This window comes from Glycomyces algeriensis, assembly GCF_027622855.1.
Lineage (GTDB): Bacteria > Actinomycetota > Actinomycetes > Mycobacteriales > Micromonosporaceae > Glycomyces > Glycomyces algeriensis.
The window spans coordinates 48,265-64,049 of the sequence record NZ_JAPZVR010000008.1; the positions used below are offsets into that span (position 1 = coordinate 48,265).

General features: G+C 71.5%; 15 protein-coding genes. 10 read left to right on the forward strand and 5 right to left on the reverse strand.

Annotated elements, in window-relative coordinates; all coding sequences use genetic code 11:
* The first annotated feature begins 41 nt into the window (after nucleotides 1-41).
* The 5 genes from O2L52_RS16040 to O2L52_RS16060 are packed head-to-tail and all read left to right on the forward strand — an operon-like array spanning nucleotide 42 to nucleotide 3,516.
* Nucleotides 42-422 carry a hypothetical protein gene (locus O2L52_RS16040; RefSeq protein ID WP_270116718.1) on the forward strand — a complete coding sequence of 127 codons (381 nt, stop codon included), beginning with the start codon at nucleotides 42-44 and terminating at the stop codon, nucleotides 420-422.
* Between the two features lie 26 nt (nucleotides 423-448).
* Nucleotides 449-1,096, forward strand: a complete 648-nt coding sequence (locus O2L52_RS16045) for a response regulator (protein ID WP_270116719.1) — start codon at nucleotides 449-451, stop codon at nucleotides 1,094-1,096.
* 1 nt (nucleotide 1,097) lies between these two features.
* The gene (locus O2L52_RS16050) at nucleotides 1,098-1,709 is read left to right on the forward strand and encodes an IMPACT family protein (protein ID WP_270116721.1); all 612 of its coding nucleotides are present in this window, start codon (nucleotides 1,098-1,100) and stop codon (nucleotides 1,707-1,709) included.
* A 1-nt stretch (nucleotide 1,710) separates the two neighbouring features.
* Nucleotides 1,711-2,694: a glycoside hydrolase family 43 protein gene (locus tag O2L52_RS16055; RefSeq protein WP_344473903.1), complete on the forward strand. Its 984-nt coding sequence runs from the start codon at nucleotides 1,711-1,713 to the stop codon at nucleotides 2,692-2,694.
* A gap of 3 nt (nucleotides 2,695-2,697) precedes the next feature.
* Nucleotides 2,698-3,516: an SDR family NAD(P)-dependent oxidoreductase gene (locus O2L52_RS16060; protein WP_270116723.1), complete on the forward strand. Its 819-nt coding sequence runs from the start codon at nucleotides 2,698-2,700 to the stop codon at nucleotides 3,514-3,516.
* A 5-nt stretch (nucleotides 3,517-3,521) separates the two neighbouring features.
* On the opposite strand, the gene arfB is transcribed toward O2L52_RS16060, so the two are convergent.
* Genes arfB through O2L52_RS16085 form a run of 5 tightly spaced genes read right to left on the reverse strand, consistent with a single transcriptional unit; the run spans nucleotide 3,522 to nucleotide 9,521 of the window.
* Nucleotides 3,522-3,941 carry an alternative ribosome rescue aminoacyl-tRNA hydrolase ArfB gene (gene arfB / locus O2L52_RS16065; protein ID WP_344473906.1) on the reverse strand — a complete coding sequence of 140 codons (420 nt, stop codon included), beginning with the start codon at nucleotides 3,939-3,941 and terminating at the stop codon, nucleotides 3,522-3,524.
* A gap of 9 nt (nucleotides 3,942-3,950) precedes the next feature.
* The gene (locus tag O2L52_RS16070; protein ID WP_270116724.1) at nucleotides 3,951-4,997 is read right to left on the reverse strand and encodes a hypothetical protein; all 1,047 of its coding nucleotides are present in this window, start codon (nucleotides 4,995-4,997) and stop codon (nucleotides 3,951-3,953) included.
* Nucleotides 4,998-5,042: 45 nt separating this feature from the next.
* On the reverse strand, nucleotides 5,043-6,149 hold the full coding sequence (locus tag O2L52_RS16075) for a hypothetical protein (protein ID WP_270116726.1): 1,107 nt from the start codon (nucleotides 6,147-6,149) through the stop codon (nucleotides 5,043-5,045).
* A gap of 42 nt (nucleotides 6,150-6,191) precedes the next feature.
* A complete protein-coding gene (locus O2L52_RS16080; RefSeq protein WP_344473909.1) occupies nucleotides 6,192-8,684 on the reverse strand; it encodes a DEAD/DEAH box helicase in 2,493 nt (830 codons plus the stop codon).
* Between the two features lie 39 nt (nucleotides 8,685-8,723).
* Nucleotides 8,724-9,521, reverse strand: a complete 798-nt coding sequence (locus O2L52_RS16085; RefSeq protein ID WP_270116728.1) for an exodeoxyribonuclease III — start codon at nucleotides 9,519-9,521, stop codon at nucleotides 8,724-8,726.
* A gap of 114 nt (nucleotides 9,522-9,635) precedes the next feature.
* Between O2L52_RS16085 and O2L52_RS16090 the strand changes: the two genes are divergently transcribed.
* The 5 genes from O2L52_RS16090 to O2L52_RS16110 all read left to right on the forward strand — a co-directional run bounded on the left by O2L52_RS16090 (nucleotide 9,636) and on the right by O2L52_RS16110 (nucleotide 15,749).
* Nucleotides 9,636-11,915 carry a hypothetical protein gene (locus tag O2L52_RS16090; RefSeq protein ID WP_270116729.1) on the forward strand — a complete coding sequence of 760 codons (2,280 nt, stop codon included), beginning with the start codon at nucleotides 9,636-9,638 and terminating at the stop codon, nucleotides 11,913-11,915.
* Nucleotides 11,916-11,970: 55 nt separating this feature from the next.
* Complete coding sequence (locus tag O2L52_RS16095) at nucleotides 11,971-12,750, forward strand: exodeoxyribonuclease III (RefSeq protein ID WP_270116730.1); 780 nt, start codon at nucleotides 11,971-11,973, stop codon at nucleotides 12,748-12,750.
* Between the two features lie 59 nt (nucleotides 12,751-12,809).
* A complete protein-coding gene (locus tag O2L52_RS16100) occupies nucleotides 12,810-13,775 on the forward strand; it encodes a coiled-coil domain-containing protein (protein WP_270116731.1) in 966 nt (321 codons plus the stop codon).
* Between the two features lie 11 nt (nucleotides 13,776-13,786).
* Nucleotides 13,787-14,425: a maleylpyruvate isomerase N-terminal domain-containing protein gene (locus O2L52_RS16105; RefSeq protein WP_270116732.1), complete on the forward strand. Its 639-nt coding sequence runs from the start codon at nucleotides 13,787-13,789 to the stop codon at nucleotides 14,423-14,425.
* 256 nt (nucleotides 14,426-14,681) lie between these two features.
* A complete protein-coding gene (locus tag O2L52_RS16110; protein ID WP_270116733.1) occupies nucleotides 14,682-15,749 on the forward strand; it encodes a 3-deoxy-7-phosphoheptulonate synthase in 1,068 nt (355 codons plus the stop codon).
* Nucleotides 15,750-15,785 lie beyond the last annotated feature (36 nt).

Here is a 15,785-nt window from a genome sequence, read left to right on the forward strand (position 1 = left end):
GGCACCTTCCTGCCTGCCTTTCGTTCTTTCGAGGAAACCTCATGCACGACTTCGACATCCGCATCATGTTCCAGATCATCGGTGCGCTCCTCTACATCACCAACTTCCTGCTCCTGCAGACCCACCGCATCCACGCGACCAAGCCGGCCTCGCTGCTGCTGGTCATCTCCGCCTGCTCGATCCTGCTCACCGCCGCGATCATCGGCCACGACTGGGGCCTGATCCTCCTCGAGGGCACCTGGCTGTTCCTGGTGACCACGACCTTCGCCATCCGGCAGCGGTCGGCCCGCCGCCAGGCCGTCCTCGAGCGCGAGGCCGCGGACTCGGCCGTGGCGCCGATCCGCCCGGCCCCCGTGGTCGAGCTCGAGCCGGTGCAGGCGCCTGTGGTGCGCGAGCGCGAACTGGCGGGCGCCGCCGCCTAGCGGCCGGAGCCGGTTAGGCTCGGGGCGTGGCAATCCGAGTGCTGATCGCAGACGACCAGGAGATGGTCCGGGCAGGGTTCCGGGCCATCATCGACGCCCAGCCCGACATGGAAGTGGTGGCCGACGCCCCGGACGGGGTGGTCGCGGTGTCCGAGGCGCGGCGGCTCAAGCCGGACGTGTGCCTCTTCGACATCCGCATGCCGCGCCTGGACGGGCTCGAGGCCACCCGCACGCTGCTGGCCGGGGCGAACGGCACCGCCCCGCGGATCGTCGTCGTCACCACGTTCGACACCGACGAGTACGTGTACGGCGCGCTGCGCTCGGGCGCGACCGGGTTCCTGCTCAAGGACTCCGGGCCGACCCTGCTGGTCGAGGCGGTCCGCGCCGCGGCGAGCGGCGAGTCGCTCATCTCCCCGTCCGTGACGGTGCGTCTCCTCGAGCGACTCACCGAGCCGGTCCCCGAGGGGCCCAAGGCCTCACACGTGCTGACCGAGCGCGAACTCGACGTCGTGGAACTCGTGGCGCGCGGCAAGACCAACGCCGAGATCGCCGAGACCCTGTTCGTCTCGGTCTCCACGGTCAAGACGCACCTGGAGGCCGTGCGCGCGAAGCTCGGGGTCCGCAACCGCGTGGGCATCGCGGCGTGGGCCTGGGAACACGGCGTCGTCGGCTGACATGCGCACGCTCGCCGTCGCCAGCGCGGAGACCGAGACCGTGGTGAACCGGTCGCGGTTCGTCTGCACGCTCTACCGGGTCGGGTCCGATGCCGAAGCGCGGGAGCGTATCGGTGCGCACCGGCGGTTGCATTGGGAGGCGTCGCACAACTGCACGGCTTATGTCCTGGACGACGGGCAGTCGGCTCGTTCCAGTGACGACGGCGAGCCGGCGGGGACTGCGGGTGTGCCGATGCTGGAGGTGTTGCGGGGGCGTGGTCTCACTGATGTGCTGGCGGTGGTGACCCGTTATTTCGGTGGGGTGAAGCTGGGTGCGGGCGGGTTGGTGCGGGCGTACGGTGGGGCGGTCTCGGCTGCGGTGGATGCGGCGGGGACGGTGGAGTTGGCGCATTGGCAGCGTTTGACGGTGCGGGTGGATTACGGTCCGGCGGGGAGCATCGAGGGTCTGCTGCGGTTGCGTGAGGACGTGCGTCTTGTCAACGTGGAGTTCGGTGCCGAGGTGGTGTTCGACGTGGCCTGCTCGGACGTGGAGTTGCTGGTCGACTGGTTTGCGTCCCAGTCTGCGGGCGCGGCTGAGGTGGAGCCTGCGGGGACGTTCCGGGTGGAGTTGTAGCATGCCAGTTGTGACCGATAACAAGACTGTTGCTGAGCTCCCGAACCCGTTCATCCTCGAGCGCGCCGATCCGCAGATCACCAGGCACACGGACGGGCGGTACTACTTCACCGCCACGGTTCCTGCCTATGACCGGATCGTGCTGCGCGGGGCCGACTCCCTGCTGGGGCTTCGCGATGCCGAGGAGACGACGATCTGGGTCCAGCACCCGGAGGGCCCGATGGGTTCGCACATCTGGGCTCCGGAGCTGCACTGGATCGACGGCGCCTGGTACGTGTACTTCGCGGCGGGCGAGGCCGAGTCGGCCACCGCCGATGTGTGGCGGATCCGCATGTACGTCCTCGAGAACCGCAACCCCGACCCCCTGGTCGGCGAGTGGACCGAGAAGGGGCAGATCGAGACCCCGATCGACTCGTTCTCCCTGGATGCGACGACGTTCGCGCACAACGGCGCCCGCTACCTGTGCTGGGCGCAGCACGACCCGGGTCTGGAAGGGTCGAACACGAGCCTGTTCCTGGCCGAGCTCGCGGACCCGTGGACGATCAAGGGCGCGCCGGTGGAGCTCTCCCGTCCGGAGCTGGCGTGGGAGACGATCCGGTTCGCCGTCAACGAGGGGCCTTACGCGATCGTGCGCAACGGCAGGGTCTTCATCACCTACTCGGCGTCCGGTACCGGTGCCGAGTACTGCATGGGGCTGCTGACCGCCGATGCGGATGCGGACCTCCTGGACCCTGCTTCGTGGACGAAGCACCCGGAGCCGGTGTTCACGACGAACGCGGCGAACGGGATCTTCGGGCCCGGGCATAACGCGTTCACGGTGGACGAGGACGGGAACGACCTGCTGGTGTTCCATGCGCGTGCGTATGAGGAGATCGTGGGCGACCCGCTGGACAACCCCGATCGGCACTGCCGGGTGCAGCCGTTCGGCTGGAACGAGGACGGCACGCCCGACTTCGGGGAGCCGCTTCCGGAGACCGAGGAGTAGTACATGACCGACCGGACCATCGTCATCACGGGTGCGACCGACGGGCTCGGCCGCGCCCTCGCCACTGTTCTCGCCCGTGAACCCGACACGCTGATCCTCCACGGCCGCAACCAGGCCCGGCTGGACGAGCTCGCCGGGGAACTGGCCGACGCTCCGGCGGTGGTGCACACCGTGCGGGCCGATCTCGCCGAGCTCGCGCAGGTGGACGACCTGGCCGATGCGGTCGCGGGGATCACGGACCGGGTCACGGTCCTGGTGAACAATGCGGGGATCGGCGGCGGTGAACCCGACGGGGAGGACCGGCGGGTGAGCGCCGACGGGTACGAGCTGCGTTTCGCCGTGAACCACCTCGCGGCGTTCGCGTTGACGCAGCGGCTGCTGCCGCTGCTGGAGCGGGGCGCTCCCGCGCGGGTCGTGAACGTGGCGTCGCTCGGCCAGGTGCCGATGGACTTCGACGACCCGTTCATCGAGCGCGACTACTCGGGGGCGCGGGCGTACCGCCAGTCGAAGCTGGCGATGATCACGACCGGGTTCACACTCGCCGAGCGGTTGGACGCCGCGCGGGTGACGGTGAACAGCCTGCATCCGGCGACGTACATGCCGACGAAGATGGTCCTCGAGTGGGTCGGGCACAGCGTCGATTCGCTGGAGACGGGTGTGGCGGCGACGCTGCGGCTCATCCTGGACCCGGAGCTCGACGGGGTGACGGGGGAGTTCTTCGATCGCATGACCCTGTCACGGGCGCTGCCGGAGGCCTATGACCCGGAGGTGCGGCGGCGGCTGTGGGATCTGAGCGTCCGGCTGACCGAGCGGGCGGCCTAAATCAATTAGTCGTCGGTGCTGCGGCGCAGCTTCTTGACGTCCGAACGGCGGCGCTTGTCCTCCAGGCGTCGCCGTTTCGCGCCCTTGGAGGGCTTCCGGTCCTTGCGCGGGGGCGGGGGTGCGGCGATGGCGCGGCGCATGAGTTCGGCGAGGCGTTCCTGGGCGGCTTCGCGGTTGCGCAGTTGGGAGCGGAACTCTGAGGCGGCGATGACGACCGTGCCGTCGACGAGCCGGTCGCCGAGGCGCGCGAGGGCCCGTTCGACGAGTGCGGGCGGGAGTGCCTTGGTGCCGGCGAGGTCGAACACGAGCTCCACGCGGGAGTCGGTGGTGTTGACGCCTTGGCCGCCGGGCCCTGAGGACCGCGAGAAGCGCCACCGCAGTTCGCTGTCGGGGAGGGCGATGGTCTCGGTGATCTGGACGGGCATGGCGGTCTCTCAGCGGTCGAGGGCGGTGTGGGCCCAGCGGACGAGCATGTCGAAGATCGGGCGGCGGCGGTCGAGCACTGCGGCGTCCTCGGCGGCGGTGTCGTAGTCGGCGCTGGCGATCGGCCGGCCCGCGGCGAGTCCGGTGAGCATCGCCGGGGCGAGCCAACAGTACTTGGCGGCGCCGGTGGCGGCGACGGCTTTTCGGGTGGCGGGTTCGTCGCGGATCCCGGCTTCGGCGAGGCCGGCGAGGTAGGCGTCGGTGAGGGCGGCTTCGGTCTCGGCGAGGCGCTCGACGGGTTGGAGGCCGTCGAAGAAGGTGTCGGCGATGAGGTTGGCGAGGTCTTCGCCGATGGCGCCGCGGCCGGTGAAGGACCAGTCGAGGAGGACGGGCTGCTCGCCGCGCCGGACGAGGTTCATGGGCCAGACGTCGAGGTGGCAGCTGGTCTGCGGGAGGTGTTCGGCGATGTGGAAGAGGTCGTCTCGGCGTTCCCAGATCAGGCGGAGGCCCTCGCGGGTGTCCTTCGGCCAGTGGGCGGCGGCTGCCGGGTGGTCCCAGGGGATCGCGGGGAAGTCGCGGCGGCCCGCGTACTGGCGCAGGAAGCGGCGTGACTGCCAGGGCTGCTCGGGTTTGTCGCGTTGCAGCGCTTGGACGATGCCGAGGCGATGGGCGAAGTCGGCGAGCATCGGCACGGTCCAGTCGCGGCCGTGGACGCCGTCGACGGCTTCGAGCCAGAGTTCGCGGCTGCCGTCGGGGCGTTCGCCCGCGGCGAGGAGCGCGGGCGCCCCGATGCCGGCTTCGGCACCGTAGGCCGCGGCGAATCCGGTGGTGTAGGCGAGGTATTCGCGCTGCCAGGAGTTCCAGTGCCGGGGGTCGGCGGAGGCCTTCCAGTGCTCGCCGCCGGTGCCGTTCGGGGTGAGGTGCTTGAGGACCGCGTCGCCGCCGGGTCCGGCGACGCGCCAGATGCCGCCGGTGGCCTGGTTGCCGGTGTTGTGCTGGAGTGCGGCGGCCGTGTGGACCGCGGCGCCGATGGGGGAGTGGAGGAGGTCGGTGAGCACCGGCCGATTCTGCCACCACTCCCGCAGACCGCTTGCACGGCCGGGCTAGTGGCCGGTTTCGAGGAGTTCGGCCGTCGATTCGGCGGCCCGGCCGCCGTTGCCGCGGCTCGGAGGCGTGATGTCGTCGCCGGTGCACGAGGCGGTCTCGGTGCCGCAGGAGCGCACGTCGAAGGCGACGATCGTGCGCAGCGGACCGGGCCCGGGCTCGGCGACGTTGTAGCGGGTCCAGGCGGCGAAGGCGCTCGGCGCGGCCTGGAGGTACGGGTCGGTGGCGTAGGCCTGGCCGGTGCGGGGGTCGCCGGACCAGTCCTCGTTGACGGGGACGCAGGCGGGGACGAACAGCGCGCCCGGTTCCGGAGCGACCCGGACCGGTCCTCGGACGACCGTGCCCGGAGCGCCCTGGTGCTCGGTCGGGATCGCGTACTCGGGCCGCAGGTGGAGGTCTTCGAGGGCCGCGTACAGGTTCGGATCGTCGCAGTCGTGGTACTGGCCGCCCATCATGGGGCTCCACCAGTTCGGGCCCCACACGCCGGTCTCGTCGGAGTCGCCCAGGTTCAGGCCGACGCCGAGGTGGTCGACGAGGGCGGTGCCGTCGGCGGGGTCGAGCGCGGCCGTCTGGGTGACGAAGAGCTTGTCGGGGTCCCACTTGCCCGGCTCCGGGTGGAGCGGCGGGTGCCGGTCGCTGCGCGAGCAGGCCTGGACCGCCGTGGTGCCGCCAGGGGTGGCGAGCCGGGCGTTGAGGCAGTTCGTCCCCGCTGCGGTGGTGGCGTCCGCGGCGATCGCGAGGCGGTGGCCGCTCCCGAACGCGTCGGTGTAGGCCTCGACGCGGACCTCGGTGAGCGCCAAAGGTGCCTCCCACGCGAGTTCGAGGACCAGCTCCCCGGATTCGAGCCGCGCGGTCGCGGCACTCGCGGGCTCGTCGATGCCGCCGGTCAGGCCGGCGGTGTCACGGACCGCGGGCGCGGCGGCGATCTCCGCCGCATTCCAGTCGCGGCGCTCGGTCTGCGCAGGAGCGAGGCCGCGCACACCGTCCCAAGCGGCCGCCCAGTCGGTGTGCCACGCGGTCAGTGCGAGCACGGCCGCCAGGATCGCGGTCCACCGGGCCCGCACGGGCGGGCCGTCGAGAGCGTCCTTGTGGAGGAGTCGGGGCATCCGGCGATGCTACCGACTCCCCGGTTCCCTTGGGGGCCAGCGCTAGTCGGTGAAGTCTTCCAGGGACATGACGACGGTGCCGGTCTCGTCGGAGGCGTCGAGGTCGACCTTGAAGACCATCGCCCAGTCCTTGTCGCCGGCCGGGTCGTCGATGGTCTGGCGCCAGGTCCAGGTCCGGCCGGTCTTGGCGATGTCGTAGTAGTCGTTGCCGCGGGCGGGGCCGGCGGTGCCGATGTCGTCGTGGGCTTGGAAGTACCGCTCCAGGGCGGCGTCCCATTTGGAGACGGGCCAGCCGGTGTCGAGTGCGGCCAGGGCGTCGACGCGGTCGGCGGCGGCGAGTTCGACGTGGCGGAACGCGGCGTTGCGGACGGCGATGGTGAAGGCCCGCTCGTTGTCGGTGAACGCCCGGGCGGGGCGGCCGGTGTCGAGGTTCTCGTCTTCGGCGGGGTTGGTGAGCTGCTCCCACTCGTTGATGAGGGAGGAGTCGGTCTGGCGGATGGTCTCGCCGAGCCAGGCGGTGAGGTCGTCGAGTTCGTCGCCGCCGGTGTGCTCGGGGAGTGTCTGGATGAGTGCCTTGTAGGCGCTGGAGAGGTAGCGCAGCAGCAGGCCTTCGCCGCGCTGGATGCCGTAGAGCCCGATGTACTCGCCGAAGCTCATGCGGCCCTCCCAGATCTCGCGGAGGATCGACTTGGGTTCGAGCTGGTAGTCGGCGGCCCACGGGTGGCTGGTGCGGTAGGCGCTGAAGGCGTCGTCGAGGAGTTCGGCGAGTGGCTTCGGGTAGTCCACTTCGGCGTCTTCGAGCTGGTTCATGCGGTCGTAGTAGTCGAGGCCGTCGGCTTTCATCGCCTCGATCGCGGCGCCTTTGGCCTTGCTGCGCTGCGCGGCGAGGATCTGCCCGGGGCCTTCCAGGGTGGCTTCGACGATGGAGACGACGTCCATCGCGTACGTGTCCGACTCGGTGTCGAGCAGTTCCAGGGCTGCGAGGGCGAACGGGGCGAGCGGCTGGTTGAGTGCGAAGTGGTCGGGCATGTCGACGGTGAGGTCGACCTTGCCGTCCTCGATGAGGATGATCCCGGCGTCGCGGAGGGTGCGGGCGATGGTCAGTGCGGTGCGGGCCATCTTCAGCTGGGTGGCGCGGTCGGCGTGGGAGTCCTCGATGAGGGTCCGCACGTGCGTGAAGGTGTTGCCGGGGCGGGCGAGGAGGTTGATGAGCATCGCGTGGGTCATGCGCATGCGCGACTGCAGCGGTTCGGGGGGTGCCTCGGAGAGTGCGGCGAACGTCTCGTCGGACCATCCGACGAACCCCTCGGGGGGTTTCTTCTTCGCCATCTTCTTGCGCTTCTTGGGATCGAGGCCGAACTTCTGCATGGCCTTCTCGTTCTCGACTACGTGGTCGGGGGCCTCGCAGACGACGAAGCCCTCGGTGTCGAACCCGGCGCGGCCGGCGCGGCCGGCGATCTGGTGGAACTCGCGCGAGCGCAGGCGGCGCGTGCGGCGGCCGTCGTACTTCGTGAGGCCGGTGAACAGGACGGTGCGGATCGGCACGTTGATGCCGACGCCGAGCGTGTCCGTGCCGCAGATGACCTTGAGCAGGCCTTGCTGGGCGAGGCGTTCGACGAGGCGCCGGTATTTCGGGAGCATGCCGGCGTGGTGCACGCCGATGCCGGAGCGGACGAGCCGGGCGAGGGTCTGCCCGAACTTGGTGGTGAACCGGAATCCGCCCAGGGCGGCGCTGATCGCGGTCTTCGCGTCCTTGTCCACGAGGTTGAGGCTGGACAGCGCTTGCGCGGTATCCAGGGCCGAGGCCTGCGTGAAGTGCACGATGTACGCCGGGGCGCGGTTGTTGTCGACGAGGTTCTCGACGGTCTCGTGCAAGGGGGTCTTGCGGTACTCGTAGTGCAGGGGCACGGGGCGGGTCGCGGAGGCGATGAGCGCGGTCTCGCGCCCGGTGCGGCGGGTCAGGTCGGTCTGGAAGAACTCGGTGTCGCCGAGTGTGGCGGACATGAGCGTGAACTGGGCGCGGTGGAGCTCCAGGAGCGGCACCTGCCAGGCCCAGCCCCGGTCGGGTTCGGCGTAGAAGTGGAACTCGTCGGCCACGACCGAATCGCAGTCCAGGGCCGCGCCCTCGCGGAGTGCGAGGTTCGCGAGGATCTCGGCGGTGCAGCAGATCAGCGGCGCGTCGGGGTTGACCGCGGCGTCGCCGGTGAGCATGCCGACGTTCTCGTGCCCGAACTGCTCGCACAGCTCGAAGAACTTCTCGCTCACCAGCGCTTTGATCGGCGCGGTGTAGAAGGAGGTGCGCTGGTTCGCGAGCGCGTTGAAGTGCGCGGCGGCGGCGATGAGGGACTTGCCGGACCCGGTGGGGGTGCTGATGATCGTGTTCTGGCCGGTGCAGATGGCCAGGAGGGCCTCTTCCTGGTGCTCGTAGAGGACGATCCCGGTGTCTTCGGCCCATTGCGCGAAGGCCGTGTAGACGTCGTCGGGTTCGGGCGTGTTCGAGGACGGCAGGTAGTCGATGAGGCTCACGGGGTTCAATGGTGCCCGTTCGCTCTGGCGCGGGGCGAGCCGGGTCGCTCAGTGGTCGTAGGTCACCAGGACGGGGGCGTGGTCGGACCAGCGCTGGTCGTGGGCGGCGGCGCGGTCGACCCAGGCTTTGGTGGCCTTGTCGGCGAGGGGGGTGGTGGCGACGTGGAGGTCGATGCGCCAGCCGGCGTCGTTGTCGAAGGCGCGGCCGCGGAAGGACCACCAGGAGTAGGGGCCTTCGACGCCGGGGTGGAGGGCGCGGACGACGTCGACGAAGGTGCCGGTGGCGTAGAGGTCGGTGAGCCAGGCGCGTTCGTTGGGGAGGAAGCCGGCGGTCTTCTTGTTGGACTTCCAGTTCTTGAGGTCGGCTTCGGCGTGGGCGATGTTCCAGTCGCCGCAGACGAGGAGTTCGCGGCCGGCGGCCTGGGCTTTGGGGGCGGCTTCGGCGAGGTATTCGGCGAAGACGGCCATGAAGCGCTCCTTCTCGACCTGGCGGGGGGTGTCGGTCTCGCCGGAGGGGAGGTAGAGGCTGGCGACGGTGAGGCCGGGGAGGTCGACTTCGGCGTAGCGGCCGTGGTCGTCGAAGCCGCCGCCGAAGCCGGTGCGGACCGCTTCGGGTTCGGTGCGGGTGAGGACGGCGACGCCGGCGCGGCCTTTGGCGACGGTGGAGGGGGCGACGTGCCAGTGCCAGCCGCCGGCTTCGAGGGCTTCGGCGGGGATCTGGTCGTGGGCGGCGCGGACTTCCTGGAGGAGCACCACGTCCGCTTGGGTCTGCTCGAGCCAGGGGATGATGCCCTTCTTGGCGGCGGCTCGGATTCCGTTGACGTTGGCGGTGGCGATGGTGCGCATCGGCCCAGCCTAACGCGGTCGGGGGCGGTCGACTGGACGCGGCGCGGCGGGGTGTGGCGAAGGTCCGGCGGCCAGGGAGCCGGAGGGGGCGCCGGGACCCCATAGACTGCTGGCATGACTTGGGAGGCGGGCGTGCTGGTGCGCCGGGGCGGTGCGTGGGTGCGGGGTTGTGCGGCCGTGCTGGCGGTGGTCTGCGCGGTGCTGGCGGCGCCTCCTGCGGTGGCCGCGGCGGCCGAGGAGGACGAGGCCGCGGGCATCATCGTGGTCGGGGTGCCGGGCCTGGCGTGGACGGACCTCGACGCGTCGGTGACGCCGAACATGTGGGCGATGGCGGGCGCGGGGGCGTCGGCGTCGATGAGTGTGCGCACCATCGGGTCGTGGACGTGCCCTGAGGCGGGCTGGTTGAGCTTGGGCGCGGGTGAGCGCGCCGGCGGTGCGGCACCGCGCGATGCGCAGTGCGCGGCGCAGTCGCGGCTGCCGGCGCCGGTGGAGGACGGCGAGGGCTGGTCGGTTCAGGACTGGCAGGCGCTCGTGGACGCGAACGAGTCGTTCAACTACGGGGCCCGGTTGGGGTCGCTGGCCGATGCGGTGGCGGCGATGGCCGCCGAGCAGGAGGCGGCGGCCTTGGAGGCCGAGCATGCGGGCGAGCCGGTCGTGGCGCCTGATCCGGGCGCGTGCGTTGCGGGCATCGGCGACGGCGCCGCGCTGGCGGCTGCGGACACGGCCGGGCGGATCTCGTTCTGGGCGCCCGATCTGGGGTCGCTGGGTGCGGCCATGAGTACGTGCGATGTCGTGGTCGTGGACCCGGGCGTGATCGTGGGCGACACGGCCGACGAGGCGCCGGACACGGGCACGGACTACGACCAGTTGGGTCAGGACGACGTCGGCGTCGGGTCGGACGAGCCGTCAGGTGCGCTCGACGACGGCGAGATCGAACCGGAGGCGGCGTCGGTGCGCGAGCGCGCGGCCGCCGAGGCCGACGCGGCGGTCGGTGAAGTGCAGGCGGCGCTCCCGGAGGACTGGCGGCTGCTGGTCGCCGGTGTCGCGGACGCGTCGGCGCCGTCGGCGCTGCACCCGGTCCTGTACTCGGGTGCCGGTGTGGAGCCCGGTGAGCTGACGTCGGCGACGACGGGCCGTGACGGGTACGTGCAGCTGGTGGACGTGACGGCGACGGCGCTGGGCGCGATCGGCGCTGACGTGCCCGCGACGGTGGCGGGCGCCCCGATCCAGGTGCTGCCCAACGGGGACCATTCGAGCGCGTCGGCGGTCGCGCGGGGCATCGACGAGACGGACGCGTCGCAGTCGGTGATCGCGGTGAGCTTCGTGTTCTATTCGGTGCTGTCGGCGCTGGGCGTGCTCGGGGTGGCGGCGGCCGTGTGGCTGCTGTGCGGCTCGGACCGGTTCCGGGGCTTGGCGCGGACCGTGTGCCTGGCGGTCGCGGCGATGCCGGTGGCCGGCGTGGCCGCGGGCATCCCGCACTGGTGGCGGGCCGAGGAGCCGACCCTGGCGTTCTGGGGACTCATCGCCGGCGGCATGGCCGTGCTCACGGTGGCGGCGTCACTGCCGTGGACGCGGCACGGCGCCCGACCGGTCCTGGTGATCGCCGGGACCGCGGCACTGCTGATCGCCGTGGACCAGGTGTCGGGCGCGACCTGGCCACTGCACACCCCCATGGGGTACACGGCGCAGGCCGGCGCGCGCTTCACGGGCCTGGGCAACTACGCGTTCAGCATCTTCGCGGCCGCCGTGATCCTCCTGGTCGCGTTCCTGCCGTGGAAGGGCCGGGCCCGCGTCTGGGGGCCGGTCGCCATCGGCGTGTGCGCGGTGGTCATCGTCGGCGCCCCGAACCTGGGCCGGGACATGGGCGGGACCCTCACCCTCGTGGCCGCCGGCATCCTGTGCTGCTGGAAGCTCTGGGGCCGCAGACTCACCGTCAAAGCCGTGATCCTGGCCGGCGGCATCGCGTTCGCGGTGTTCGCCATCGGCGGGTTCCTCGACTACCTGCGCCCGCAGGAGGACCAGACCCACCTGGGCCGGTTCGTCGGCTCGGTCCTGGACGGGACCGCCGCCAACATCCTCATCCGCAAGGCCGACGCCGCCATCGGCACCATCGGGCGCCCGCTCACCTGGTTGTCGCTCGCCGCGCTCATCGGCGCGGTCGTCATCTGGCGCCGCCGCGCCCCGATCCGCACCGACGAAGTGGGCGCCGCCGTCATCGGCCTCACGGCCGTCGCCGTCCTCGGCGCGGTCGTCAACGACTCCGGGATCGCCGTCACCGGGTTCACCACCGCCCTCGGCTTCGGCCTCCTCGCCGTCGCCGTCGGACCCCGCACCGAACGTGCCCAACCGGCCACACCGGACCCCGTCGCAGCCGCCCCCACCAGCGGAAACTGACCCGCGCACCCCGGGTCCGCCCAGCGCGGGCCCGGCGCCGGGTAGGGTGAGGCCCATGCGCGTGGCCACGTGGAACATCAACTCGCTCAAAGCCCGCCTCGACCGGCTCCTCGCCTGGCTCGAGACCGCCGAGCCGGACGTGGTCTGCCTCCAAGAACTCAAATGCGCCGACGCGGACGTGCCGATCGAGGCGATCAGCGCCGCCGGGTACGACACGGCGTCGTGGGGCCTTGGCCGCTGGAACGGCGTCGCGATCCTCTCCAAGGTCGGCATCGCGGACGTGCGCCGCGGCATCAGCGGCCAGCCCGCGTTCGGCGACGAGACCGAACCGCGCGCGATCACCGCGACCTGCGGGCCCGTGCGCGTCCAGTCCCTCTACATCCCCAACGGCCGCGACGTCGCCGACCCGCACTTCCCGTACAAGCTCGCGTTCCTCAAGGCCCTCGCCGCGGACGCCGCCGCCGACGCCGCCGGCGATCTCCCGTTCGCCGCCATGGGCGACTTCAACATCTGCCCCACCGACGACGACGTGTGGGACGTCGACGAATGGCCGGGCACCACCCACGTCACCAAGGATGAACGCGACGCCCTCGCCGCCGTGCAGGCCGCGGGGCTCGCCGACGTCTTCCCGCGCCCCCTCAAGCACGCGCACCCGTTCACGTTCTGGGACTACCGCAACCTCGACTTCCCGAAGAACCGCGGCCTGCGCATCGACCTGGCGCTGGCCAACCCCGCCTTCAAGGCGGCGGTCACCGACGCGTACGTCGACCGCAACGAACGCAAAGGCAAAGGCGCCTCCGACCACGCCCCCCTCGTGGTCGACCTCGACCTGTAAACCCGGCCGCCGCCCCGCCAGGGCGGACGACCCGACCCTCCGGAAGTAGACCTCCACCCGTGCGCAGCAAGCAGATCCTCCCCGTAGTACTCCTCGCCGTCCTCGTGGCGTTCTTCCCGGCGCCGGCCTCGGCCGAACCCGACGAGAAGACCCTCGAATCGGACCTCGCCGCGGCCATCGACAAGGTCGCCGACGCCGAGGACGCGGTCGACGCCGCCAACGCGCGCGCCGCCGAACTCGAGGTCAAGATCGCCGACACGCAGGCGCTGTTCGACGAACTCACCGTCGACCTCAACGAGTACGCGGTCTACCTCCACACCGAGGGCGAACTCGAGACCACCAACGCGATCCTCTCCTCCGAGAACAGCCGCGACCTGGTCGACGCCATGACCTACACCGGGTTCCTCGGCAGCGAGCGCGCCGCGCTCATGAACGAGGCCGGGGCCCTCCTCGACGAGCTCGAGGCCCAGCGGGCCGCGCACGCCGACGAGATCAAGACCGCCGAGGACGCCCTCGAGGACGCCGAGAAGGCCGCCGACGAGCTCGAAGAGCAGCTCGAGGACCTGCGCGCCGAAGAGGCCGCCGGGCCCGGCTCCGACGGCGGCGCCCCCGCCGCCGAAGGCTACGGCGGCGACGGCGGCGGCTGCACCGAGGACGACCCCACCACCGACGGGTGCCTCACCCCCCGCACCCTCCACATGTACAACGAGACCAAAGAGGCCGGGTTCGACCACTACGTGTCCTGCTACCGCTCCGGCGGCAGCGGCGAGCACCCGCTGGGCCGGGCCTGCGACTGGGCCGCCGACGAGTCCGGGTTCCAGAACGAGGACGCCTCCGGCTCCGACAAGGAGTACGGCGACCAGCTCGCCGCCTGGTACGTCAACAACGCCGACAGCCTCGGCGTCGAGTACGTGATCTGGTACCGCGAGTTCTGGTCCTCCTCCTCGGGCTGGCGCTCCTACTCCGGCGCCGGCGGCGACCCCGCCTCCGACCACACCAACCACGTCCACGTCTCCATGCGCTAGAAGGCGACACGATGACCAGCATCCGCGACCAGTACCGCACCGCCGCCCGCACCGCCCTCGCCCTCGTCGAGGACACCGCGGTCGCCAAGGCCTGGGCCGAGCCGTCCGCGCTCGCGGGTTTCACCGTCGGCGGCCTCGCCGCCCACCTCGCCCAGCAGATCACCTCGGTCACCGCCGGCCTCGCCGCCGACCACGCCGGCAAAGCGCACGTGACCCTGTTCGAGCACTACGACCGGGCCGCCTGGCTCGCCGCCGACCTCGACAACGACTACAACACCGGCATCCGCGACGGCGGTGAGCAGGCCGCCGAAGCCGGACCCGCCCACGTCGCCGCCCAGACCCGGGCCGCCCTCACCGCGCTCGACACCGCCCTCGCCGTTATGGACGGCACCGAGACCAGCGGCAACACGCGCTGGCCGTACGCGATGACCCTCGACGACTTCCTGCGCACCCGCATCATGGAGATCGTCGTCCACGGCGACGACCTCGCCTACTCCGTCGCGATCGACACCCCCGCGTTCGACCAGGACGTGTTCGACACGGCCGCGTGGATGCTCGCCCGCCTCGCCGCCAAACGCCACGGCCAGGCGAACCTCGTGCGCGCCCTCGCCCGCGCCGAGCGCGCCCCGGAGTCCATCAGCGGCCTGTGACGCCCCGCCCAGGGTGTGGCCGCCCGCTTTCGGGGTGTGCTACGGTTCGCCCCATGTCTACGGCAGTTCGTTGGTATCGCGGCTTTACGCCGGCTCCGGGTGGAGCCAGGCGGCGCACGCGCTGACCGACGAACACACCCGGAGCCAGCAAGGCAGCGACACGAGTCGCTGCCTTTCGTCGTAAGGCGGGGCCGGCACCGGGGAGACCACGAGTGGACGGGACCCGCCTCGCCACCAGAGATGGGAACCGCACCCGATGACCGCCGACCGCTCACCGCAGACCAACGACCTGCGCGTCACCGCCTTCCAGCCGCTCGTCGCACCCGCCGCGCTCCGCGCCGAACTCCCGCTCGGCGACGCGCGCGCCGCCCTCGTCGAACGCACCCGCAATGAGGTCAAAGCCGTCCTCGACGGCACCGACGACCGCCTCCTGGTCGTCGTCGGCCCCTGCTCCGTGCACGACGCGGTCGCCGCCAAGGACTACGCGCAGCGCCTCGCCGCCGCCGCGGCCCCGCTCGGCGACGCGCTCATGGTCGTCATGCGCGTCTACTTCGAGAAGCCCCGCACCACCGTCGGCTGGAAGGGCCTCATCAACGACCCCCACCTGGACGGCACCCACGACGTCGAGCTCGGCCTGCGCCTGGCCCGCCAAGTGCTCCTCGACGTCCTCGACACCGGCCTGCCGGTCGGCTGCGAGTTCCTCGAGCCCACCAGCCCGCAGCACATCGCCGACGCCGTCTCCTGGGGCGCGATCGGCGCCCGCACCACCGAGTCCCAGGTGCACCGCCAGCTCGCCTCGGGCCTGTCGATGCCCGTCGGATTCAAGAACACCACCGACGGCGACCTGGCCTCGGCCATCGACGGCTGCCGCGCCGCCGCCGGCGACCACGTGTTCTTCGGCGTCGACGAGGACGGGCGCGCCTCCATCGTCTCCACCAGCGGCAACCCCGACTGCCACATCATCCTGCGCGGCGGCCGCGGCGGCCCCAACTACGGGCCCGACGACGTGCGCGACGCCCTCGCGCTCCTGGCCAAGCACGACATGCCGCAGCGCCTCGTCGTGGACGCCAGCCACGCCAACTCCGGCAAGGACCACGTCCGCCAGGCCGAGGTCGTGCGCGAGGTCGCCGCCCGCATCGGAGCGGGGGAGCAGGGCATCGCCGGCCTGATGATCGAGAGCTTCATCGAACCCGGCCGCCAAGAGCCCGCCCCCCTCGAGACCCTCGTCTACGGCAAGTCCGTGACCGACGCCTGCGTCGGCTGGGACGACACCGAAGCGCTCCTGGGCGAACTCGCCGCAGCCGTCCGCCAGTCCCGGACCTGACACGCGAGAGCGGGGCCCGCAGCTTGCGCTGCGGGC

Bases quoted from the DNA above. Each gene is read 5' to 3' on its own strand.
- O2L52_RS16085 (WP_270116728.1), bottom strand. From the start codon at position 9,521: ATGCGCACCATCGCCACCGCCAACGTCAACGGAATCCGAGCCGCCGCC.
- O2L52_RS16060 (WP_270116723.1), top strand. From the start codon at position 2,698: ATGACCGACCGGACCATCGTCATCACGGGTGCGACCGACGGGCTCGGC.
- O2L52_RS16055 (WP_344473903.1), top strand. From the start codon at position 1,711: ATGCCAGTTGTGACCGATAACAAGACTGTTGCTGAGCTCCCGAACCCG.
- O2L52_RS16090 (WP_270116729.1), top strand. From the start codon at position 9,636: ATGACTTGGGAGGCGGGCGTGCTGGTGCGCCGGGGCGGTGCGTGGGTG.
- O2L52_RS16095 (WP_270116730.1), top strand. From the start codon at position 11,971: ATGCGCGTGGCCACGTGGAACATCAACTCGCTCAAAGCCCGCCTCGAC.
- O2L52_RS16050 (WP_270116721.1), top strand. From the start codon at position 1,098: ATGCGCACGCTCGCCGTCGCCAGCGCGGAGACCGAGACCGTGGTGAAC.
- O2L52_RS16075 (WP_270116726.1), bottom strand. From the start codon at position 6,149: ATGCCCCGACTCCTCCACAAGGACGCTCTCGACGGCCCGCCCGTGCGG.
- arfB (WP_344473906.1), bottom strand. From the start codon at position 3,941: ATGCCCGTCCAGATCACCGAGACCATCGCCCTCCCCGACAGCGAACTG.
- O2L52_RS16110 (WP_270116733.1), top strand. From the start codon at position 14,682: ATGACCGCCGACCGCTCACCGCAGACCAACGACCTGCGCGTCACCGCC.
- O2L52_RS16040 (WP_270116718.1), top strand. From the start codon at position 42: ATGCACGACTTCGACATCCGCATCATGTTCCAGATCATCGGTGCGCTC.
- O2L52_RS16105 (WP_270116732.1), top strand. From the start codon at position 13,787: ATGACCAGCATCCGCGACCAGTACCGCACCGCCGCCCGCACCGCCCTC.